Source organism: Mesorhizobium sp. B2-3-13, from assembly GCF_006442195.1.
Classification (GTDB): domain Bacteria; phylum Pseudomonadota; class Alphaproteobacteria; order Rhizobiales; family Rhizobiaceae; genus Mesorhizobium; species Mesorhizobium salmacidum.
The window spans coordinates 1-21,577 of the sequence record NZ_VFVQ01000030.1 but is presented as its reverse complement, the minus strand read 5'-3'; the positions used below and the strand labels follow the sequence as shown (position 1 = coordinate 21,577).

Genomic DNA, 21,577 nt, shown 5'->3' with positions numbered 1-21,577 from the left:
GGGCGGTGTGATGACGCGGGTCAGGGCCGTGCCCGCAAAAGTGCCAGCAGCTCCTCCTCGTCGGCTCGTGCGGCGACGCGGATTGCTTTGCCGGCACTGTCGCCGAAGGCGGCGGCGATGCGCGCGGAAAGGACAAAAACCCGCGTCTTTTCAAAGACCTTTTGCAGGGCAGGCCGGCTGGCCAGGACCTGCATCGCGGCAGCGGCCTTGGCCGAATAGAGCAGCACCGCATCGACGGATTGGCCTGATATCAGCGGAAGAATCGCTTCGTCCGAATAGCTTACCGCTATCGTGTCATAAGTCTCGACGGCATGGACCTGGACATGAGCAGCTTCCAGCTTCTGTTCGAAGGCGGGAAACCGCACGCGCCCACAGAGATAGACGAGCGCTTTACCGGAAAACGCGATTCCCATGCCCGCGGCCAGCGCCTCGGCATCGCCAGGCCCCTCGCTGACCGAGAGAAAGCCTGCGTCGCGCGCCGCCTCCGCTGTCCTCTTGCCGACAGCATGGCAAGGCAGGTTGGATAGCACCGCCATCAGATCTCCAGGGGCATGGCGCACCGCATTAGCGCTGGTGATGGCAACGGCGGCCACGTCGTTCGGAACCGCCCTGGCATCGACCGGCAGTGCCATCGTCTCCGTCAATGGCAGCAGAAGAGGCTCAAAACCCATTTCCTCCAGCTTTCGCGCCGTGCGCGACGCACCCGGCTCCGGTCTGGTGACCAGGACCCGGAGCATTTTCAGAGCCAACCGTCGAAGAACTTTTCGCCGGCCCTGGCGCGAACTGTCCGTGCGGCATCAGCCCCAATTTCCGCTGCGTCCGCGGCCTCGCCTTCCAGCCGGACGTCATGCCACTCCGTGCCGTCGGGCGAGATGATCAGCCCGGCAAAGGACAGTTTCCCGCCTGATACCGTCGCATGGCCGGCGATCGGTGTGCGGCACGAGCCGTCGAGCGCGGCGAGAAACGCGCGCTCGCAGGCCAAGGCCTGGCCGGTCGGCGCATGATGGATCGCCGCAAGCATATTCTCGATATCACGGTCGCCGACGCGTGTTTCGATGCCGATCGCGCCTTGTCCCGGCGCCGGCGGAAAACCCTCCAGCGGCATCAGGTCGGTGACCACGCCTTCGAGCCCGAGCCGCTTCAGCCCGGCATAGGCGAGGATGGTGCCCTCGGCGATGCCTTCATCCAGCTTGCGCAGCCTCGTCTGCACATTGCCGCGGAACATCACCACCTCGAAATCCGGCCGCATCCGGCGGATCAGCGCCTGGCGACGGAGCGACGACGATCCGATCTTGGCGCCATGCGGCAGATCGGCGATCCGCTTGACCGCCTTGCCTATGAAAGCGTCGCGCGCGTCTTCGCGCGGCAGGAAAGTGGAGAGCTCCAGTCCGTCAGGAAGCATCGTCGGCATGTCCTTCGACGAATGCACGGCGATGTCTATACGACCATCGAGCAGCGCTTCCTCGATTTCCTTGGTGAACAGGCCCTTGCCGCCGGCCTCCGACAGTGGCCGGTCCTGAATACGGTCGCCGCTGGTCGAGATGGGCACCACTTCAAACGCCTGCTCGGGAAGGCCATGCGCTTTCATTAGCCGCATACGCGTCTCATGCGCCTGGGCGAGCGCCAGCGGGCTGCCGCGTGTTCCGATTTTCCGTGTTCCGATTTTCAAAGTTTGCATGGCGCGCGGTCCGTGATAACCCCCGAGCGAAATCGAGGTCTTGCCGGCCTTTTCCTAATGGGGAATAGCCTCATAAACAATCTCTTGGGATAGCGACGAATTGATCCGCGTTCTGGGCATTGAGACGAGTTGCGATGAGACCGCCGCCAGCGTCGTGGCGCTGGAGGGCGATGCCGCGCCGAAAATCCTGTCCAATATCGTGCTCTCCCAGATCGAGGAGCATGCCGCCTTCGGCGGTGTCGTGCCGGAGATCGCCGCGCGCGCGCATGTCGAGGCGCTGGACGGCATCGTCGAGGCGGCACTCGCCGATTCGGGCGTGGCGCTTGCCGATATCGATGCCATCGCCGCGACCGCCGGGCCGGGCCTCGTCGGCGGGCTGATTGTCGGCCTGATGACGGCCAAGGCTATCGCGGCGGCGGCCGGCAAGCCGCTGATCGCCGTCAATCATCTCGAAGGCCACGCCTTGACGGCGCGGCTGACCGACGGCCTGGAATTCCCGTATCTCTTGCTGCTGGTCTCCGGCGGTCACACGCAGATCCTCGCCGTGCGCGGCGTCGGCGACTACCAGCGCTGGGCCACCACCATCGACGACGCGCTCGGCGAAGCCTTCGACAAGACCGCCAAAATGCTCGGCCTGCCCTATCCCGGCGGTCCCAATGTCGAAAAGGCGGCGCTGTCGGGCAATGCCTCGCGCTTTGCCTTCCCGCGGCCGATGAAAGGCTCGGCACAGCCCGATTTCTCCTTTTCCGGTTTGAAGACCGCCGTGCGCCAGGCGGCAACCGCGATCGAGCCCTTGAGCGACCAGGACGTCGCCGACATCTGCGCCTCGTTCCAGGCGGCGGTCGCCGATGCGCTGGCCGACCGCGTTTCTCGCGCCCTGGCACGCTTTCGCAAGACATTCCCTGGCACCAAAAACCCGGCGCTGGTCGTCGCCGGCGGCGTCGCCGCCAACCGCGCCATCAAGGCGACGCTGGAGCGGCTATGTACCGAGAATGGTTTCACCTTCGTCGCGCCGCCGCTGAAATTGTGCACCGACAATGCCGCGATGATCGCCTGGGCCGGCATTGAGCGGCTGCGCGAAGGCATGGCGCAGGAGAACGGCTTCGATTTCGTGCCACGCTCGCGCTGGCCGCTGGATAGCGTCTCGACGCCAATGGTCGGCTCCGGCCGGCGCGGAGCCAAGGCATGACTGACAAAGCCATGAAGAGCGCGGACCCCGGCAAAAGCGGCTGGCGTGTCGCCGTGCTCGGCGGCGGCGCTTGGGGCACGGCGCTGGCGCTGGCCATGCTGCGCGCCGGCCACTCGGTACGGCTGTTCGCGCGTGACCCTGAAACCGTGGCCTCGATCGGTCGTGGCGAGAACCCGCGCTATCTCCCGGGCATTGCCATCGCGCCCGGTATAGACGCGACGAGCGACATCGAGGCAGCGCTTGCCGGGGTCGATTGCGTGCTGGCGGTGACGCCTGCGCAAGCGTTGCGGGCGACCCTGGCGGCCGCGAAGGATCATATGCCGGCTGGCATTCCACTCGTGCTTTGCGCCAAGGGCATCGAGCGCGACACCGGTGCCTTGCTGTCGGCAATCGCTGCGGAAATCCTGCCGCGAAACCCGGTCGCCGCCCTGTCGGGGCCAAGCTTCGCCAACGATGTCGCCCGCGGCCTGCCGACGGCGGTGGTTGTGGCTGCCGGCGACGACGCCCTAGCGGCCGACCTTGCCGCCCGTTTCTCGGCTGAAAACCTGCGCTGCTATTCGAGCGACGACCTGATCGGTGTCGAAATCGGCGGCGCCTTGAAGAACGTCTTCGCCATCGCCGCCGGCGCTGTCACCGGTGCCGGGCTCGGCGCCAGCGCGCAGGCCGCCATGGTCACGCGCGGCTTCGTCGAGCTGCGCCGCATCGGTGCCGCCTTCGGCGCCAGGCCCGAGACCCTGATGGGGCTTTCCGGCCTTGGCGACTTGCTGCTCACTTGCTCGTCGACGCAATCGCGCAATTTCGCCTATGGGCTGGCGCTCGGGCAAGGCAAGGCGCTTTCCGGACTGCCGCTGGCCGAGGGCGTGCCGACCGCGGCGATCGCCGCCCGCATCGCCGCCGAGCGCAATATCGATGCGCCGATCATCGCCGCCGTGGCCGCCATACTGGACGGCGGGATCACCATCGGCCAGGCCGTGACGGCCCTGATGACCCGGCCGCTGAAGACCGAAACCAACGATTGATCCCCTGATCCAACCACCCAGGAGAAAGACCATGCTGTTTGCTCTGATTTGCAAGGACAAGCCCGGAAGCCTGCAGGTGCGCCTCGACACGCGGCCCGAGCATGTCGCCTTCCTCGAAGGGCTGAACAGCGACAAGAAGCTGGCCTTTGCCGGTCCGTTCCTCGACGCCGACGGCAAGTCAAACGGCAGCCTCGTTGTCGTCGAGGCGCCCGATCTGGCAGGCGCACAGGCCCTGTCGGCCGCTGACCCCTATGCCAAGGCCGGCCTGTTCGAAAGCGTCGAAATCCGCCAGTGGAACTGGACGTTCAACAAGCCGGCGGCTAGTTAATTTCCGGTCGCCCGCGACGGGGTCGCAAGGAGGAGAGAAAAATGAACTACTGGCTGTTCAAATCCGAACCCTCGGTTTTCTCCTTCGAGGCGTTGAAGGCCAAGGGCAACGCCGGCACGCAATGGGACGGCGTACGCAACTACGCCGCCCGCAACAACATGCAGGCCATGCAGATCGGCGATCTCGGCTTCTTCTACCATTCCAACGAGGGGCTGAACGTGGTCGGCATCGCCGAGGTCTGCGCGCTGGCCCATCCCGACACCACATCCGATGATCCGCGCTGGGAGTGTGTCGACATCCGTGCCGTCAGGGACATGCCGAACCCGCCGACGCTGGAAGAAGTCAAGGCCAATCCAAAACTGGCCGAGATGGCGCTGGTGCGGCTCGGACGGCTTTCCGTGCAGCCGGTGACCCCGGCCGAATGGAAGGAAGTCTGCCGCATGGGCGGCCTGACGCCTGCGCCGTGACGGCACTCACCCCCGACAGCGCCAGGCAGTTCATCCTCGACAACACGGCGCTGATGGCACCGCCGCATGTACCGGAGATTCTTCTCCACCTCGCCGACGAAGCGCATGATCTTTGGCAGCGGACCGAGGATGAACTGGTCGAGATCGGCCTGCCGCCACCCTTCTGGGCTTTCGCCTGGGCCGGCGGCCAGGGCCTCGCCCGCTACGTCATCGACAATCCCGACACAGTGCGAGGCAAGCGCGTGCTCGACTTCGCCTCGGGCTCCGGGCTCGTCGCCATCGCCGCCGCCAGGGCGGGGGCTGCCGAGATAACCGCCGCCGACATCGACCCGTTCTGCGCCACCGCGATCCGGCTCAACAGCGACGCCAATGGCGTCGTGAACAAATTCCTCGGCACGGACTGTATCGGCACCGATGCGGATTGGGATGTGATCCTGGCTGGCGATGTCTTCTACGACAAACCCTTCGCCGACCGGCTGATGCCGTGGTTTTCGGCGCTCAAACGGCGTGGCGCCGAGGTCCTCGTCGGCGATCCCGGCCGGTCCTATCTGCCGCGATCGGGGCTGGAGCCGCTTGGCGTCTACCAGGTGCCGGTGACAAGGGCGCTCGAGGATGCCGAAGTCAAGCGCACGACCGTGTGGCGACTGCTTGACGCCATCGCCGAACAGGCGTTTCCATAAAGCCGCACAGGAGGGGGAACTCGTGGATTTTTCAGCAGTGAACTGGATAGCGGTGGTTGCCGCCGCCGTCGTCGCATGGCTGTTCGGCGCCGCCTGGTACATGGCGTTGAGCAAGCCCTGGCTGAAGGCCGTCAAGCTCGATCCGGCGACGATGAAGAAATCGCCGCTGCCCTTCGTCATCTCCTTCATCGCCGAGCTGCTGATGGCCTACATCATGGCCCTGGTCGTCGGCGCGATGACGGGTGGTGAGCCGACCTGGCTCGCCGGCCTGATCTTCGGCTTCGTGCTTTGGCTGGGTTTCGTCGCCACGACGCTGTCGGTCAACCATCGCTATGAGAATTTCGGCTGGGACCTGACCCTCATCGACGGCGGCCATTGGCTGGGCGTGCTGCTGATCATCGGCGCGGTGATCGGCTGGTTCGGCGCCGCGGCGAGCTGAGATAACGCTTTGACGACGACGGATGAATCCGGATTTCCCCGCGACCTGGTGTTCACCCGGATCTGCCACGTCAAGCATGGTTATGACGAACGCCGCCGCCACATTGTCCGCGAGTTTGAGCGGCGCGGCGTGCCCGTCTACTTTTACACGGACTGGGACAAGCCAGATATCACCTCGGAGATTCGTGCTGAATTGGTCGCTCCCGATTTTGTCCACCCGGCGCAGGTCTCTCTGGCGCTGAAGCATGTCGGCATCTGGCGCGACTTCCTCGAAACCGACCTGCCCTATTGCCTGGTGTTCGAGGATGACGTCTTCCTCGCGCGCGACTTCGTCGCCAAATTCCGGCAAGGGCTGGCCGAACTCGGCAGCCCGATGCGCAAGGCCGTCATCTATTTCGGCAACGGCAGCAACTACTACACGCCGAGCTGGAAATTGCGCAGGGGTCAGAGGCTCTACCCGGCACTGCATGCCAGGTGCGCGGATTCCTATCTCATCACCCGCCCGGTCGCCGAAGCCCGTTGTGCCTGGATCGATCAGCACAAAATATACACCGTGATCGACCACCAGATCGAGCAGATGGACGAAAAACTGGGCATTGAGATGCTGTGGTTCGAGCGGCCAATTGTCGAGCAAGGCAGCGAAAACGGCGCTTTCCAGACTTCCGTCGCCGGCAAAAAGCACCCGCTTCTGTACAAGAAGCTGAAATGGAAATGGAAGAAATACACAAGGATGATCTTCGGCCACAACGCCCGGTCCTGAGCGCGGAGCAATTCCAGGAAAAATGCGTCGTGGTTTTCCCGGGAAAAGCGCGTAGCGCTTCCCTGGGGAATGCATAAGACAAGAGATTAGACCTTGTCCGCCGTCCGCGTCCTAGCAACTTCCTCGAGGATCCATTCGCGGAACGCGACGATACGGGGATCGTCCGCCATGGCCTGGGGATAGACCAGGAAATAGGCGAATTCCGGCGCAACCCTGATGCTGAGTTCGAAGGGCCGCACGAGCCGGCCCTCGGACAGGTCGTTCGCCACCATGGCGAAATCGGCAAGCGCGACGGCATTGCCGTCGAGCGCCGCCTGGACAGCATCCGTGGACGTGCCGAAGACGACGGTGCGGCTGTCGTCGAAATCGTTGATGCCGGCCGCCGCCATCCACATGCGCCAGTTCGGCCAGGTCACGCCCTGGCGGGCCCATTCGATATGGGCAAGCGTGTGGTTGAACAGGTCGCGCGGCTCGCGCAGGGGCGGCCCAGATGCCAGGAGGCCCGGACTGCACACCGGAATAATGATGTTGTCGAACAGGCGATGCGCGCAGAGTCCTGGATATTTGCCGGCACCGAAGCGGATGCCGACATCGACGTCGTCGAGATCGAAATCGCGCAAGCCATAGGCAATGTCGAACCTGAGTTCGATGCCCGGCCGCTGCTTGCGGAAATTCTCGACACGCCGCATCAGCCATTTCGCCGCGAACTGCGCGTCCAGCGTCACCTTCAGGAATTCCGTGCCGCGCGCCAATTTGCGCGCCCGCATCACGGCCCGGCCAAGCAGGTCGAGCGTGTCGGTCGCCGCCTCGTACAGCACCGTGCCCGCTTCCGTCAGACGGATGGTGCGGCTGGTGCGGGTGAACAGCACGATGCCGAGCTGATCCTCGATTTCCTTGATCTGGTGGCTGACGGCGGCGGGCGTCAGGCCGAGCTCGTCGGCGGCTCGGGTGAAATTGAGGTGCCGGGCCGCCGCCTCCAGCGTCCTGAGCGCCCGTGTTCCAGGCAAGAGGGCTGCCATCAGCGCGCGGCCCGATCGAAGCGGTCCATGGAGGCTCAATCCTCAAATAAAACTTGACGATGAGAAAAGAACTACTCGTTTCCCGTTTGTTTTTCAATCCGGCATGATTGCAACATCAAAACACCATCAAACCGGATTTGATGTCCGGAGAATACGGATCCCATCATGTCTCACATCGTTCTTCACCCTGCCTACATCGCCCGGCCGGGCTGGCTGTCGGCTGTCCGTGATTGGCTGCGGCAGGCCAGGGTCGCGGTCAATCTTGGCCACCAGAACGTCGAGGATCTGTCCGATCGCCAGTTGCGCGATATCGGCGCCGCCCGCAAGGACATCACCCGAGCCATGGACCGCGAGACCGGCCGGCTGGGCCTTCTAGACATCGGCTGGCAGCGAAACAGGAAGGGATAAGGGCGTAGCATTGATGATGCGGCTTGGGCGTGTCTGCTGCTTCTGAAGACTTCCTATTCCCCTATTCCCCTATTCCCCTATTCCCCTATTCCCCTGTTCCCCTGTTCCCCTATTCCCCTATCTCACCACCCTCACCACCGTCCGGTCCGACAGCAGCGGCAAAAGCCGTGCCATCGTGCGCGCGGTGACCGCCACACAACCTTCCGTCGGCGTGAAGCCGGGACGCGCCAGGTGGAAGAAGATGGCGCTGCCGCGCCCGCGGCGGCGCGGCGCGATGTTCCAGTCGAGCACCAGGCAGGCGTCATAGAGCCGGTCGTCGCGCCGCATGCGTTCGTGGCTGGCGCCATAGGGCATCTTGACCGGCCTGTTATAATTGCGGTCGTCTGGGACCTCGCACCAGCCGAGATCCGGCCCGATCGGCGCCATCGCCAGCCGCGTCCTGCGGCCGGCGGCAAACTGATCCCCCCGGAAATAGCCCGCCAGGATGCGCATCGAAGCGAGCGGCGTCGCCTTCGCGCTTGTCGGACGAGATGCCGCCACGCCCCAGCGCGCAGGCAAAAACCGTTTTGCCGGCCTGCAGCAGGCCCTGGCTTGGGTGGCCGGGCCTCGCCCGCACGGTCATCACGCGCAGCCGTTTTGCCAAAATTGCGCCGGCTGCATTGCGATCGCGTTTTTTCTTGTATGATCGTGCCACGGAACAAATCACTGTGATCGGCTATTGTGCCGGCAAGCTTCCGCATAAATACGCAGCGGTCAACTGAATTCACTTTTCAAAACAACGGATTGATCCATGACCTCACGTACCATCCTGATCGTCGATGACGATGACGACCTGCGCGGCACACTGGTCGAGCAATTGTCCCTCTACGAGGAATTCGACGTGCTGCAGGAATCCACTGCGGCAAAAGGCGTCACCGCTGCGCGTGGCGGGCTCATCGATCTGCTCATCATGGATGTCGGCTTGCCCGACATGGACGGCCGCGAGGCGGTGAAGATCCTGCGCAAGGGCGGCTACAAGGCGCCCATCATCATGCTGACCGGCCACGACACTGATTCGGACACGATTCTGGGTCTCGAGGCCGGCGCCAACGACTATGTCACCAAGCCATTCCGCTTCGCGGTGCTGCTTGCCCGTATCCGGGCGCAGCTGCGCCAGCATGAGCAGAGCGAGGACGCGACCTTCTCGGTCGGCCCCTATACCTTCAAGCCCAGCCAGAAACTGCTCATCGACCCGCGCGGCGGCAAGGTGCGGCTGACGGAAAAGGAGGCCTCGATCATCAAATATCTCTATCGCGCCGACCAGAAGGTGGTGACGCGTGACGTGCTGCTGGAGGAAGTGTGGGGATACAATTCCGGCGTCACCACGCACACGCTGGAAACCCATGTCTACCGTCTGCGCCAGAAGATCGAGCGCGATCCTTCCAATGCTGAAATTCTTGTGACAGAAAGCGGCGGCTACAAGCTGGTTCCTTAAACATTGCACTATCCAATGAGCGGTCTGGGCGGGGCCGCTTTCGGGTACGATCCTGTTGGAGGGGGATTCAGGGACCGTACCGCAGAGGAGGGATTGGACTGACCGTTCGGGGACAAAGCTAGATGGCGCTGGATGACGACATCCGCATCCTGTCCGCCGTGAGGCTTTTCGAAGGCTTCACGCAGGAACAGCTGCGCCTGCTCGCCTTCGGAGCCGAGACCACTCTCGTGCAGGCGGACCACAAGCTTTATCGCGAGGACGACGTGGCCGACTCGGCCTATGTCGTGGTCAGCGGGCGTATCGTGCTCTATCGCGAGCAGAATGGCGAGCGCATCCCGATCGGCAAAGTCGGTCCCGGCACGATGCTCAGCGAACTGGCGCTGATCGCCGACACCAACCGGCTGACCAGCGCCTCGGCCGAAATCGATTCGGAGGTGATAAGGCTGAGCCGCAAGATGTTCCGGCGCATCCTGGAGGAGTATCCGGAACTGGCGGTGAAACTCCACCAGCGCATCTCCGAGGAATTCCACGAAATGATCCGCCGCATCGAGGAACTGGCCCCGCGCTTTTCGGGTTGAGGCCGTTTGCCGCGAGAGAACTCGATGCTTGGCGGGAACGATCGCGACGAACGCCTTTTTATCGACGACTCCGTTAATCCAAGTCGAACCGGGCGATGACCGGCACATGGTCCGACGGCCGGTCCCAGCCGCGTGCCTGGCGCAGGATCTCGTAGCCGGCAAAATCAGGCACCAGGTTCGGCGACGACCAGACATGGTCGAGCCGCCGGCCACGATTGGACGCCTCCCAATCCTGCGCGCGATAGCTCCACCAGGTATAAAGCTTCTGTTCCGATGGCACGTTGAGCCGCATCAGGTCGACCCAGCCGCCGGCCAGCCGCATCGCCTCGAAGTTCTCGGTCTCGACCGGCGTGTGGCTGACCACGTTGAGCAATTGCTTGTGCGACCAGACATCATGCTCCAGCGGCGCGATGTTGAGGTCTCCGACCAGCACCGAGGCCGACACCTCGCCGTGCTCGGCCCGGATGGCGTTCATCTCGGCGACGAAATCGAGCTTGTGCCTGAACTTTCTGTTGATCTCGGGATCCGGTTCGTCGCCACCCGCCGGAACGTAGAAATTGTGCACCAGGATCGTCTTGCCGCCGGCCCGCACGGTCACCGACAGATGCCGGCTGTCCTCGATGTCGCAGAAACGGCGCCTTTCGACCACCTCGATCGGCCGCCGCGCCACCGTCGCCACGCCGTGATAGCCCTTCTGGCCATGGAAGGCGATGTAGGGATAGCCGACCTTACGAAAGGCTTTTTCGGGAAAGAGCTCGTCCGGGACCTTGGTTTCCTGCAGGCAGAGCACATCGGGCGCGTACTCATCGAGCAGGCGTTCGATGATCGGCATGCGCAGGCGCACGGAGTTGATGTTCCAGGTGGCGATCGAAAAGGGCATGCGGCAAGATCCGGCGATAGATCGCCGAACTACTGCCAGCCACACGCCGGAAAAACAAGCGAGGCGACGAAGACTACCGTGTCTTGGTGTTCAGCTCGCGATTGGCCGTATAGTCGATGGCGAAGGTGTCGGGCGCGAAACTGACGCCTTCCTTGGTGTTGAAGATCATCACCGTCGTGTCCTTGCCCTGCGCGTCGGTAATCGTCCACTGCCGCAGATCATAGGTTTTCGGGTCGAACATCATGGTGATTCGCGCATTGCCGAAAACCGACTTGTCGGAGAGCTGGATGGTGGTGAGGTCGTCTTCTTCCTTGACGCTCTTGACGCGGTTGCCGGAGAGGTCGATGCGGTCGTCGAGCAGCAGCTTCAGCGGCGTCTTCGATAGCGGATAAAGATCCGACGTGTTCAGTCTCTTGTTGAGGATGGCAACCGATCTGCCGTCGGAAATCACCCGGAAATTCGAAGCCCCGTCATAGTTGAAACGGATCTTGCCCGGCCGTTCCAGGAAGAATTTGCCGCCGGTCTGCTCGCCCTTGGGTCCGAACTGGACGAATTCGCCGCTCATCGATTTGACCGCCGAGAAATGGTCGGCGATCTTCTGCGCCGCCGCAGGCACGGCCGCCTGCGCCGAGGCGAGCAGCTCGAATCCGGGCACCACGTTGAGCGCGGCGGCACCCGCGAACACCAGGCCGAGGCCAAGCAGTTGGCGGCGTGTCGGGGCAAAATCGCTCAGCGCTGAAAGATCGTTTTTCATATCGGTCACTCTCGTCTGATTCCTTGATCGCTGTCGTGAACCCCCAGTTGGGCTGAAGTTTGGCGAGGCGGTCGCTGCTCAGCCGGTTGAACGCGCCAGAAGGTTCGAAGTTGCCGCGAACTCCCGCTGTCAGAATTTGTCGTCCTCGGTCGGCACCAGGATTTCGCGTTTTCCGGCATGGTTGGCCGGACCGACAATGCCTTCCTTTTCCATCTTCTCGATGATCGAGGCGGCACGATTGTAGCCGATGCCCAGACGCCGCTGGATGTAGCTGGTCGAGGCCTTGCCGTCGCGCAGCACCACCGACACCGCCTGATCGTAGGGATCATCGGAATCCTCGAAATTGCCACCGCCTCCGCCGCCGGAACCGCCCTTGCCGGACGGCTCGTCGTCGTCCTCGCCGTCATCTTCGGTGATGGCGTCGAGATATTCCGGCACGCCCTGCAGCTTCAGGTGCCCGACGATCTTCTCGACCTCGTCATCGGAGACGAACGGCCCGTGCACGCGCTGGATGCGGCCGCCGCCGGCCATGTAGAGCATGTCGCCCATGCCGAGCAGCTGCTCGGCGCCCTGCTCTCCCAAAATGGTGCGGCTGTCGATCTTCGACGTCACCTGGAAGGAGATGCGGGTCGGGAAATTGGCTTTGATGGTGCCGGTGATGACGTCGACCGAGGGACGTTGCGTCGCCATGATCACATGGATGCCGGCGGCGCGCGCCATCTGCGCCAAGCGCTGGACGGCGCCTTCGATGTCCTTGCCGGCGACCATCATCAGGTCGGCCATTTCGTCGATGATGACGACGATGTAAGGCATCGGCTCGAGATCGAGATTCTCGGTCTCGTAGATCGCCTCGCCGGTCTGGCGGTCGAATCCGGTCTGCACGGTGCGCGAGATCTTTTCGCCCTTCTTCTCGGCCTGCTGCACGCGCGCGTTGAAACCATCGATGTTGCGCACGCCGACCTTGGACATCTTTCGGTAGCGGTCCTCCATCTCGCGCACGGTCCATTTCAGCGCCACCACCGCCTTTTTCGGGTCGGTCACGACCGGCGTCAAAAGATGCGGAATGCCGTCATAGACGGAGAGTTCGAGCATTTTCGGGTCGATCATGATCAGCCGGCATTCCTGCGGGGTGAGCCGGTAGAGCAGCGAGAGGATCATGGTGTTGATGGCGACCGACTTGCCCGAACCGGTGGTGCCGGCGACCAGCACGTGCGGCATCTTGGCGATGTCAACGATGACCGCCTCGCCATTGATGGTCTTGCCCAGCGCCAGCGCCAGCTTGGCCTTGGTGGTCTCGAAGTCGCGGCTGGCCATGATCTCCCTGAGATAAACGGTTTCGCGCTTGGCGTTTGGCAGTTCGATGCCGATGGCGTTGCGGCCCGGTACGACGGCGACGCGGCAGGCAATCGCGCTCATTGAGCGTGCGATGTCGTCGGAGAGGCCGATCACCCGCGACGACTTGATGCCCGGCGCCGGTTCGAGCTCGTAGAGGGTGACGACCGGACCCGGGCGAACGGCAATGATTTCGCCCTTGACGCCGAAATCCTCCAGCACGCCTTCGAGCAGGCGCGCGTTCTGTTCCAGCGCGTCCTTGGAAAGACTTGGGTCGCGCGCGACATTCTTCGGTTCGGACAGGAAATGCAGCGACGGCATTTCGAACATGTCCGAGCCGATCAGCGAGGTCTGCGCCTCGCGCTGGACGCGGGCGCCCGGCACGGGTCGCGCTGCGGGCGCCTCGACCCGGGTGGCGGCATCGGAACGGAACTGCTGGACCTTGGCCGTCGGGGCACGTCGCTGGGCGACCGGCTCGTCGTCAAAATCCATGTCCTCGTCGTCGCGGCCGAAGACATCGTCGTCGGCCGGATCGACGGAAACACCGCGGTCGTTGACCATGGCGGCGAAGAATTCCGGCTCGACCCGGGCGCGGCCGTCCTGGCTCATGCGGGATTCGGCGAATTCGGCCGACTCGACTCGTTCGGCGGCACGGCGCCAGGCGCTGGCGCGCGGCTCCATCTCCGGTTCGAACTCGTCCCGCTCCTGCCTGCGGCGCACAGCGCGACGATGCATCCAAGCGCGGAACGAAAGCCACCAATGGGTGATCGCGCCGAGCGCCAGTATGCCCTCGTCGCCCTCGTCCTCGTCATTGTCGAACAGAAGCTCGTCCTCGCGCGGATCCGCGGCGGCCGGTTCTTCCATCACGGCGAAGCCGTTCTTGCGCCCGATCAGCGCCGCGCCATAGGCGAACAGCCAGAGCGCGGGTGCCGCCAGCAATATGGCGAGCACGCTGGCGATCAGCCCGGTCGGATATCCGCCGATGAGGACGCCGGGAATCTTGAGCACCATGTCACCGAAGACGCCACCGAGGCCGGTGGGCAGCGGCCAGGTCTTGGGCGGAACGATGCAGCCCGCGATCGCGGCGGCGAGCAGCGCGAAACCGAACCAGAACAGCCCGCGCTTGGGCAGCCTGTCGACGCCGCGCGCCGAAAACAGGAGATAGCCCCAGATGACGGCAGGAACCAGCGCGGCGACCGCGGCAAGGCCGAAGAACTGCATGGCGAGGTCGGAGAAGACGGCGCCGGCATAACCCATGGCGTTGGTGACGATGTTGGCGGTGGCGTGCGAGAAGCTCGGGTCGGCGACGTTCCAGGTCGCGAGGCTTGCGACGGCGAAGGCGGTGAACGCGAACAGGCCGGCACCGACCAGACGGCCGACCTGGCGCCGCGCGAATGCCTGGATGCCGTGCCCCGTATCGGTCAGCGCGAGCGGTGCTGAAGCCCCTGAACGCATGCTCTTCCCCGTCAGTGATTGCCTGGCCCGAGCGCATGACGCACTCCGGCAGATTCGGATGCCAGACTAGGCGTGGGAAGGTTAAGGGCGCATTAACTATAAGGCTGCGGCGACCGTCCTTTTGACATCAATACCTCCAGTGTCCGCACCACATGAAAATGGCGGGCGCCCTGGCCCGCCATCCATCCGTCGGGTCGGGTCGCGTGTTACTAGTTGGCGCCGCCGAGCATCTTCACATTGGCGCAGAACTCGGCGTGCGGCTTGCTCATCGCCGCATCCTGGCATTCCTTCATCATGGCCTCCTGCTTCTCCTTCGGCATGGCCATGAAAGCTGTCTTGAATTCCGCCATCGGCTTCATGGTTTTCATGCTGGAATCGGTGAAGAACGGCGCCATGTTGTCCGGCTCGTCCAGTGCGCCGGCAAATGCAAAGCCGCTGACCATGGAAAGCGCGAGTGCCCCGAGGCAGATATTCTTGAGGTTCATGAGAAAATTCCTTCCCTGTGTTTCAAAACGCGAGCGTCCGAACGACGGTCGCCTCCACAGTTCGGAGACTGGCTGGTCGATGTTCCCTCGAAAATCTGCTTCACGCGAACGTGATTGCGCGAAGTTGATCTTCACCAGAAGGAATTGCCAAAAAAAGAGGCCCGGAGCGATCCGGGCCTCAAGGCGTGAGGTCCTTGTGGGAGCGTCACGACGGGATGCTTTTCAAACAATTCCAGGAAAAGTGCTTTCGCGGTTTTCCGTCCGGAATTGCGTGGAGATAAGGGACCGGCGGGAGGAGGTTTCCGCCGGTCCCTTGGCAAGGATGCCTTACGGCACCACTTCGCCATGCTGGGAGATGTCGAGGCCTTCGACCTCTTCCTGGGTCGACGGACGCAGGCCGACCAGCGCCTTGACGACGTAGAGGATGACGAAGGTGGCGACCGCCGTCCAGATAATGGTGACGGCGACACCGTAGATCTGCTTGCCGAGCGAAGCGCCCGACGAGAGGCTGTTTATCGCCGGGTCGGCAAGCACGCCGGTCAGCAGGGCGCCGACCACGCCGCCGACGCCATGCACGCCGAAGGCATCGAGCGAGTCGTCATAACCGAACATGTGCTTCACCTTGACCGCCGAGAGGTAGCAGACGACGCCAGCCACGATACCGACGATGAAGGCGCCGGTCGGGTTGACAAAACCGGAAGCCGGCGTCACCGCGACGAGGCCGGCGACGGCGCCCGAGATGATGCCGAGCACGGAAGGCTTCTTGGCGATGATCCATTCGGCGAACATCCAGGCCAATGCCGCAGCGGCGGTGGCAACCTGGGTGTTGAGCATGGCGGCACCGGCAAGGCCGTCGGCCGCCAGTTCCGAACCGGCGTTGAAGCCGAACCAGCCAACCCACAGCAGCGATGCGCCGATGACCGAATAGACCAGGTTATGCGGCGCCATGTTGGTGGTGCCATAGCCTTCGCGCTTGCCGAGCACCAGCGCGCAGACGAGGCCCGCGACACCGGCATTGATGTGGACGACCGTGCCGCCGGCGAAGTCGAGAACGCCAGCCGTACCGAGGAAGCCGCCACCCCAGACCCAATGCGCGATCGGCACGTAGACGATCAGCAGCCACAGCGCCATGAAGATCAGCAGTGCCGAGAACTTGAAGCGCTCGGCGAAGGCGCCGGCAATCAGCGCCGGCGTGATGATGGCGAACGTCATCTGGAACATCGAGAAGACGAATTCAGGGATGTTGGCCACACCCGGCAGCCACAGGCTGGCCGTGGTGATGCCGTGGTGGAAGAATTTCGAAGTGCCGCCGAGATAGGCATTCATGCCGCTGCCGTCGGAAAAGGCCAGCGAATAGCCGAACATGAACCAAAGCACCGTCACCAGGCAGGTGATGGCGAAGCTCTGCATGATGGTGGCGAGCACGTTCTTCTTGCGCACCATGCCGCCGTAAAACAGCGCCAGGCCCGGGATGGTCATCATCAGCACCAGCGCCGTCGAGGTCAGCATCCAGGCGGTGTTGCCGGTATCGAGCACCGGGGCCGGAGTGGCGGCCGGCGCGGCAGCCGCGGCAGCGGGTGCGGCTTCCTGCGCGAAGGCGGCGACGCTGCCCAACGCTGCAAGAGCGAGCGAGCCCAGCAGGGCCGCCCTTCCCGTCGTCTTCAAGGTGGAAGGAATATTCATTGAACTCTCCATTGGAATACGTGTTCGCCGCTCAGAGCGCGTCGCTGTCTGTTTCGCCGGTACGGATGCGCACCGCCTGGTCGATGCCGAAGACGAAGATCTTGCCGTCGCCGATCTGGCCGGTCTTGGCCGCGGCGGTGATGGCTTCGACGGCCTTGTCGACCATGTCTGCCGCGACCGCGACTTCGATCTTGATCTTCGGCAGGAAGGAGACCGCGTATTCCGCCCCGCGATAGATTTCAGTATGTCCCTTCTGACGCCCGTAGCCTTTGACTTCGGTGACGGTCAGGCCCTGGATGCCGACGGCGGTAAGCGCTTCGCGTACCTCGTCCAGCTTGAACGGCTTGATGATTGCCATCACGATTTTCATAAGGTTTCACCCTTTGCTGTTGCGGTCCCCCGCGTTTGCACACCTTCACCGATCCCAAAGAGCCGGAGAGTGCCCCCAAGGATTCAAGCTCCGTGCCAACTGCCGAAGCAGGGTGTTAACCCATTGTAAACAAATGGATTGGAGCGGCCGGGGCCGGCAGGTGCCTGCGTGTGCGGCGCACCATCCGATTAAAAAATAGGCATTTTTGCGAAATTGCCTATTTTGCCGGCTTTGGGCGTGACTACAAAATATGGAACCGGCTTTCGGAAAGTATCTTGCTCAAACAAGACTCGCGATGCTCAACGCTTGAGCCGGATCAACCCCTCCTGGGCCATCGAGGCGATCAGCGTGCCGTCACGGGCATAGAGCGTGCCGCGGCTGAAACCGCGCGATCCCGAGCTCGAGGGACTGTCCTGCGCGTAGAGCAGCCAGCCGTCGAGCGAATGCGGCCGGTGGAACCACATCGAATGGTCGAGGCTGGCGGCCTGGATGTCGGGATCGAACAGGCCGCGCCCATGCGCGAAGGTCGAGGTGTCGAGCAGCGTCATGTCGGAGAGATAGGCGAGCAGCACCGACTGCAGCGCGCGATCGTCGGGAACCGGGCCGGCAAGGCGGATCCAGACATTCTGGCGGGGCGGCAGCTTGTCGCGGCTTTCATAGTGCTGGAGATTGACGGGCCGCAGTTCCAGCGGCCGCTCGCGCGCCCAGAAGCGGCGCACCGCCTCCGGCACCCGGTCGGCGGTTTCGAGTAGCTCGCGCTGCGTCTTCAGACCTTCCGGCGGCGGCACGTCGTCGGGCAGCGCGAACTGGTGCTCGAGCCCCTTCTCGTCGACCTGGAACGAAGCCTCCAGCGAAAAGATCGCCTGTCCGTGCTGGATCGCCAGCACGCGCCGCGTGGTGAAGGAACCGCCGTCGCGGATGCGGTCGACCTCGTAGATGATCGGCACCTTGATGTCGCCCGGCCGCATGAAATAGCCATGCAGCGAATGTACGAAACGGTCCGGCTCGACCGTTCGCTGCGCCGCCACCAGCGCCTGCGCGATCGTCTGGCCGCCGAACACGCGCTGCCATTCCACCTGGGGGCTGCGACCACGATACAGATTGTGTTCCAGCCTCTCGAGGTCGAGAATGCGCAGGAGCTCGTCGATCGCCGCCGTCATGTTTTGTGACCTCGCCGCAAAATTGCTATGGCGGTTTCCGACAGGAAGAACGAGCCGTCAAGGGCGCAGGGCCCCGGTCGGCGCGCAAGGAGCCAGGACAATGGAACGCAAGGCGGACGCCAAGACCAGATCCGGGCTCGATGTCCTCGTCGCCGGCGCCGGCTATGTCGGCCTGGCCGCCGCCGTCTCGCTGAAGCAGGCCCGACCGGGCCTTGCCGTGGCGCTGGTCGATGCGGCGCCCGCCGGTTCCTGGCAAAGGGATGGCCGCGCCTCGGCCATCGCCGCGGCCGCCTGCCGCATGCTCGACCAGCTCGGCGTCTGGGCCGAGATCGCGCCGCGGGCGCAGGCGATCACCGAGATGATCATCACCGATTCACGCAGCGCCGATCCGGTGCGCCCGGTCTTCCTGACCTTCGGCGGCGAGGTGGCGCCGGGCGAACCCTTCGCCCACATGGTCGCCAACAGGGCGTTGAACGGCGCCTTGCGGGCCAAGGCCGAAAGGCTCGGTGTCGACATCATCGAAGGCGTGGCGGTGCAAGGTTTTGAAACCAAGGGCGCCGGCATCACGGTGCATCTGGCCGACGGCGCTACGTTGACGGCGCGGCTGCTGGTTGCCGCCGACGGTGTCAATTCGAAACTGCGCGACATGGCTGGCATCAAGACGGTCAAGTGGGAATACGGCCAGTCCGGCATCGTCTGCACCGTGGCGCATGAACGCCCGCACAATGGCCGCGCCGAAGAACATTTCCTTCCCGCCGGCCCCTTCGCCACGCTGCCGCTGAAACCCGACGAGGACGGCACCAACCGTTCGTCGATCGTCTGGGTCGAACGGTCGGAAGATGCGAAAACGCTCGTGGAAGGCGATGATCTCGTCTTCGAACATGAACTCGAACAGCGCTTCGGCCTCAAGCTTGGGGAAATCCGCGTCGCCGACAAGCCGCGCGCCTGGCCGCTCGGCCTGACCATCGCGCGCGCCTTCGTCGCGCCGCGCATCGCGCTTGCCGGCGATGCCGCCCATGGCATCCATCCGATCGCCGGACAGGGCCTCAATCTCGGCTTCAAGGATGTGGCCGCATTTGCCGAGGTGATCGTCGAAGCCGACCGGCTCGGCCAGGACATCGGCGCGCTCGACGTGCTGGAACGCTACCAGCAATGGCGCCGCTTCGACACGGTGCAGATGGGCATCACGACCGATGTGCTGAACCGGCTGTTTTCCAACGACATCACCCCGCTGCGCACCGTTCGCGACATCGGCCTCGGCCTCGTCGAACGCATGCCACGGCTGAAGGAGTTCTTCATCCGCCAGGCATCGGGGCTTTCGGCCGGCACGCCGCGGCTATTGAAAGGCGAGGCGATCTGATCGCCTGTCGCGGGCTAGTTGACCTCGAAGCCGAGCTTCTGGCGCAAGCGCAATATCCTCTGGTCGGATATCTGCAGGCGCTGCTCGCCGCCCTGGGCGACGCGGTTCACCATCTGCAGCAGATCGTTTCGTTCCGCGATGTCGAGACGCTCGCGCAGGAACGGCGCCAGCTTGTCGATGACGACAGTGGCATCGTCGATCTGCGACGCCGCCCACTTGGCATAGATCACCGCCTCATCCGTCTTCTTCTTGTTGGCGATCTCGGAAATCACCGACCGGATGACAGCCTCGCGCTGCGGCAGGATAGGACCGTTCTCGGAGACGATGGATGCAATCAGCGTCGCGGCGGCCACTACCGGATCGTCGATCGCCGTCAGCGGCGAGAGTGCGGCCTGCTTGCGAAGCTTCTTGCGCCTGATGTTGCCTTGCACGCGCCCGACGACGTCGGCGACCTCGCGCGCGGCGTCGTTCATGGCCTTCATCCGGTACCACCACAACGCCGCCGCTCCGAGCACGCCAAGGACAGCAATCAGGAAAGGCATGTCCAAATCCCCCAAGGTCTTGAACGACGATAGGAGAACTCGTGGCTCGCTTCAACACGCAAGAGTTGAGCCCGGCAAAACGGGGACGTTCGCTCGACCGAACGTCCTCGGTTTCCAAGTGACCGCAACGCATGACGGGGATTATGACCCCGGCACGTTGTAGATCGCGCGCACCTCGATGGAACCGATTTCGCCCAGCGGAATCTCGCCGGCGATATCCAGCGCCTCGTCGAGATCCTTCGCTTCGATCATGACGAACCCGAGCAACTGCTCTTTGGTTTCCGCGAACGGGCCGTCGGTGACAAGTCTCTTGCCCTTGCGTCTGCGGACGGTTTTCGAGGTTTTCACCGATTGCAGCGCCTGCGCGATAATCAGCATACCGCGTTGGTCCAATGACCGGTCATGGGCCATCGAATCGGCGTCGAGCTTGGCCAACCGCTCTGTCGTCATGGCATGGAGATCTTTCTCTTCGCCGTAGACCAGGCAAACATACTGCATGTCCATCTCCTTATCGTGACGAACCATAGGATGAGGCGATCAAGTTGTCAGCCGGGCCTTTGTCCGCCGCATGATCGAGGAAGCACACCCCGACCCCGATGATGGCGACCGCCACAAGCAGCCGGCCAAAGCCGGACGCCGGCTGCCGCAACCAGTCGATTTCTTGTTCACCTGCCTGGCGGCCGGTGCCTGTCCAGTGAGCAGAAAATAGATTGTTCATGTGAACCTCCATCCGCCACGAAATCCGTGGCCGCTCGCAGGACGGCCGAGGCAGATGGAATTCGACATTTTTGCACGCACATTTTTTCAGAGATAAAAGCGAACGCCTCAGCCGGCACCTCGTCGAAAGAGCGCAGTGGCCTTCGCGTCTGCCCGCGCTATAGTTGACCGGACGCTGATCGACAGGCTTACCCAAATCAACCCAGGAGGACTCCATGGACCGCACCGCAAACGCCGTCTGGAAAGGCAATCTGAAAGAGGGCAAGGGCACGCTCGACACCCAGAGCGGAACCCTGAAAGGCACGCCCTATTCGTTCAAGGCGCGCTTCGAGGACGAAAGCGGCAAATCCGGCACCAATCCGGAAGAACTGATCGCCGCCGCGCACGCCGGCTGCTACGCCATGCAGCTCTCGCATTTCCTGGCCGAGAACGGCACGCCCGCGGCCGAACTCGACGCCAAGGCCGTGGTGACGCTGGTTCCAGGCACAGGCATCACCGGCAGCGCGATCACGCTGGTCGGCAAGGTGCCCGGCATCGATGCCGCGAAGTTCAAGGAATTGGCCGAGAAGGCCAAGGCCGAATGCCCGGTCTCCCAGGCGCTCGGCGCGATCAAGGTTTCGCTCGACGCCAGGCTTGGCTGATGAGCCTGGTCTGAAATGAGAAACGCCGGCCCCAGGGCCGGCGTTTCTGCATCGGAGATTGGCGAAAGCGGTCGCGGCATCCAATCTCCCCCTCGTGGGCAGGGCTATCGCATATGAGTGATGGCATTGATGAGATAGTCGTCATTCCAGGCGCATTTCT

25 protein-coding genes and 1 pseudogene are annotated in these 21,577 nt (G+C 63.5%); 12 read left to right on the top strand and 14 right to left on the bottom strand.

Annotation, left to right across the window (positions count from 1 at the left end):
• Positions 1 to 20: 20 nt before the first annotated feature.
• Positions 21 to 737: a uroporphyrinogen-III synthase gene (locus FJ941_RS26325; RefSeq protein ID WP_140510228.1), complete on the bottom strand. Its 717-nt coding sequence runs from the start codon at positions 735 to 737 to the stop codon at positions 21 to 23.
• 2 nt (positions 738 to 739) lie between these two features.
• Complete coding sequence (hemC, locus tag FJ941_RS26320) at positions 740 to 1,678, bottom strand: hydroxymethylbilane synthase (RefSeq protein WP_140510226.1); 939 nt, start codon at positions 1,676 to 1,678, stop codon at positions 740 to 742.
• 103 nt (positions 1,679 to 1,781) lie between these two features.
• Here hemC and tsaD point away from each other — a divergent pair, with 103 nt between their 5' ends.
• Genes tsaD through FJ941_RS26285 form a run of 7 tightly spaced genes read left to right on the top strand, consistent with a single transcriptional unit; the run spans position 1,782 to position 6,559 of the window.
• A complete protein-coding gene (tsaD, locus tag FJ941_RS26315; RefSeq protein WP_181166722.1) occupies positions 1,782 to 2,867 on the top strand; it encodes a tRNA (adenosine(37)-N6)-threonylcarbamoyltransferase complex transferase subunit TsaD in 1,086 nt (361 codons plus the stop codon).
• The gene (locus tag FJ941_RS26310) at positions 2,864 to 3,886 is read left to right on the top strand and encodes an NAD(P)H-dependent glycerol-3-phosphate dehydrogenase (RefSeq protein WP_140510223.1); all 1,023 of its coding nucleotides are present in this window, start codon (positions 2,864 to 2,866) and stop codon (positions 3,884 to 3,886) included. The genes tsaD and FJ941_RS26310 overlap by 4 nt, the downstream gene beginning before the upstream one ends.
• Positions 3,887 to 3,917: 31 nt before the next feature.
• Positions 3,918 to 4,214 carry a YciI-like protein gene (locus FJ941_RS26305; protein WP_140510221.1) on the top strand — a complete coding sequence of 99 codons (297 nt, stop codon included), beginning with the start codon at positions 3,918 to 3,920 and terminating at the stop codon, positions 4,212 to 4,214.
• Between the two features lie 41 nt (positions 4,215 to 4,255).
• On the top strand, positions 4,256 to 4,681 hold the full coding sequence (locus tag FJ941_RS26300; RefSeq protein ID WP_140510219.1) for an EVE domain-containing protein: 426 nt from the start codon (positions 4,256 to 4,258) through the stop codon (positions 4,679 to 4,681).
• Positions 4,636 to 5,361 carry a methyltransferase gene (locus tag FJ941_RS26295; RefSeq protein WP_181169998.1) on the top strand — a complete coding sequence of 242 codons (726 nt, stop codon included), beginning with the start codon at positions 4,636 to 4,638 and terminating at the stop codon, positions 5,359 to 5,361. The genes FJ941_RS26300 and FJ941_RS26295 overlap by 46 nt, the downstream gene beginning before the upstream one ends.
• Positions 5,362 to 5,383: 22 nt before the next feature.
• Positions 5,384 to 5,800 (top strand): DUF1761 domain-containing protein, encoded by a 417-nt coding sequence (locus FJ941_RS26290; protein WP_140510216.1) that lies wholly within the window; start codon positions 5,384 to 5,386, stop codon positions 5,798 to 5,800.
• A 9-nt stretch (positions 5,801 to 5,809) separates the two neighbouring features.
• Positions 5,810 to 6,559 (top strand): glycosyltransferase family 25 protein, encoded by a 750-nt coding sequence (locus FJ941_RS26285; protein ID WP_140510215.1) that lies wholly within the window; start codon positions 5,810 to 5,812, stop codon positions 6,557 to 6,559.
• 86 nt (positions 6,560 to 6,645) lie between these two features.
• Here FJ941_RS26285 and gcvA read toward each other — a convergent pair whose 3' ends face one another.
• Positions 6,646 to 7,578 (bottom strand): transcriptional regulator GcvA, encoded by a 933-nt coding sequence (gene gcvA / locus FJ941_RS26280; RefSeq protein WP_140510213.1) that lies wholly within the window; start codon positions 7,576 to 7,578, stop codon positions 6,646 to 6,648.
• Between the two features lie 165 nt (positions 7,579 to 7,743).
• On the opposite strand from gcvA, the gene FJ941_RS26275 reads away from it, so the two are divergent.
• The gene (locus tag FJ941_RS26275; protein ID WP_140510211.1) at positions 7,744 to 7,986 is read left to right on the top strand and encodes a hypothetical protein; all 243 of its coding nucleotides are present in this window, start codon (positions 7,744 to 7,746) and stop codon (positions 7,984 to 7,986) included.
• Positions 7,987 to 8,103: 117 nt separating this feature from the next.
• On the opposite strand, the pseudogene FJ941_RS26270 reads toward FJ941_RS26275, so the two are convergent.
• Positions 8,104 to 8,608, bottom strand: a pseudogene (locus tag FJ941_RS26270) (L,D-transpeptidase).
• Between the two features lie 168 nt (positions 8,609 to 8,776).
• Here FJ941_RS26270 and FJ941_RS26265 point away from each other — a divergent pair.
• Both FJ941_RS26265 and FJ941_RS26260 read left to right on the top strand, forming a co-directional pair.
• Complete coding sequence (locus FJ941_RS26265) at positions 8,777 to 9,460, top strand: response regulator transcription factor (protein WP_027145512.1); 684 nt, start codon at positions 8,777 to 8,779, stop codon at positions 9,458 to 9,460.
• 122 nt (positions 9,461 to 9,582) lie between these two features.
• Entirely contained in the window at positions 9,583 to 10,038 is a 456-nt protein-coding gene (locus FJ941_RS26260) for a cyclic nucleotide-binding domain-containing protein (protein ID WP_027145513.1), read from the top strand.
• A gap of 73 nt (positions 10,039 to 10,111) precedes the next feature.
• Here the strand turns inward: FJ941_RS26260 and FJ941_RS26255 are convergent, their stop codons facing one another.
• From FJ941_RS26255 to tesB, 7 genes are all read right to left on the bottom strand, one after another.
• Complete coding sequence (locus FJ941_RS26255) at positions 10,112 to 10,918, bottom strand: exodeoxyribonuclease III (RefSeq protein WP_140510209.1); 807 nt, start codon at positions 10,916 to 10,918, stop codon at positions 10,112 to 10,114.
• Between the two features lie 73 nt (positions 10,919 to 10,991).
• Entirely contained in the window at positions 10,992 to 11,672 is a 681-nt protein-coding gene (locus FJ941_RS26250) for an outer membrane lipoprotein carrier protein LolA (protein ID WP_140510271.1), read from the bottom strand.
• Positions 11,673 to 11,801: 129 nt separating this feature from the next.
• Positions 11,802 to 14,459, bottom strand: a complete 2,658-nt coding sequence (locus FJ941_RS26245; protein ID WP_140510207.1) for a DNA translocase FtsK — start codon at positions 14,457 to 14,459, stop codon at positions 11,802 to 11,804.
• Positions 14,460 to 14,668: 209 nt separating this feature from the next.
• The gene (locus FJ941_RS26240; RefSeq protein WP_140510205.1) at positions 14,669 to 14,944 is read right to left on the bottom strand and encodes a hypothetical protein; all 276 of its coding nucleotides are present in this window, start codon (positions 14,942 to 14,944) and stop codon (positions 14,669 to 14,671) included.
• Between the two features lie 327 nt (positions 14,945 to 15,271).
• The gene (locus FJ941_RS26235) at positions 15,272 to 16,627 is read right to left on the bottom strand and encodes an ammonium transporter (RefSeq protein ID WP_140510203.1); all 1,356 of its coding nucleotides are present in this window, start codon (positions 16,625 to 16,627) and stop codon (positions 15,272 to 15,274) included.
• 31 nt (positions 16,628 to 16,658) lie between these two features.
• The gene (locus tag FJ941_RS26230; protein WP_015315049.1) at positions 16,659 to 16,997 is read right to left on the bottom strand and encodes a P-II family nitrogen regulator; all 339 of its coding nucleotides are present in this window, start codon (positions 16,995 to 16,997) and stop codon (positions 16,659 to 16,661) included.
• Between the two features lie 299 nt (positions 16,998 to 17,296).
• On the bottom strand, positions 17,297 to 18,157 hold the full coding sequence (gene tesB, locus FJ941_RS26225; RefSeq protein WP_140510201.1) for an acyl-CoA thioesterase II: 861 nt from the start codon (positions 18,155 to 18,157) through the stop codon (positions 17,297 to 17,299).
• Positions 18,158 to 18,257: 100 nt separating this feature from the next.
• Between tesB and FJ941_RS26220 the strand changes: the two genes are divergently transcribed.
• Positions 18,258 to 19,517, top strand: a complete 1,260-nt coding sequence (locus FJ941_RS26220; RefSeq protein ID WP_140510199.1) for a ubiquinone biosynthesis hydroxylase — start codon at positions 18,258 to 18,260, stop codon at positions 19,515 to 19,517.
• Positions 19,518 to 19,531: 14 nt separating this feature from the next.
• Here the strand turns inward: FJ941_RS26220 and FJ941_RS26215 are convergent, their stop codons facing one another.
• The 3 genes from FJ941_RS26215 to FJ941_RS26205 form a co-directional block, all read right to left on the bottom strand.
• On the bottom strand, positions 19,532 to 20,059 hold the full coding sequence (locus FJ941_RS26215; RefSeq protein ID WP_140510198.1) for a hypothetical protein: 528 nt from the start codon (positions 20,057 to 20,059) through the stop codon (positions 19,532 to 19,534).
• A gap of 141 nt (positions 20,060 to 20,200) precedes the next feature.
• Complete coding sequence (locus FJ941_RS26210; protein ID WP_027145523.1) at positions 20,201 to 20,557, bottom strand: YciI family protein; 357 nt, start codon at positions 20,555 to 20,557, stop codon at positions 20,201 to 20,203.
• 10 nt (positions 20,558 to 20,567) lie between these two features.
• On the bottom strand, positions 20,568 to 20,777 hold the full coding sequence (locus FJ941_RS26205; RefSeq protein ID WP_140510196.1) for a hypothetical protein: 210 nt from the start codon (positions 20,775 to 20,777) through the stop codon (positions 20,568 to 20,570).
• A 214-nt stretch (positions 20,778 to 20,991) separates the two neighbouring features.
• Between FJ941_RS26205 and FJ941_RS26200 the strand changes: the two genes are divergently transcribed.
• Positions 20,992 to 21,417 carry an OsmC family protein gene (locus FJ941_RS26200; protein ID WP_027145525.1) on the top strand — a complete coding sequence of 142 codons (426 nt, stop codon included), beginning with the start codon at positions 20,992 to 20,994 and terminating at the stop codon, positions 21,415 to 21,417.
• Positions 21,418 to 21,577: the final 160 nt, after the last annotated feature.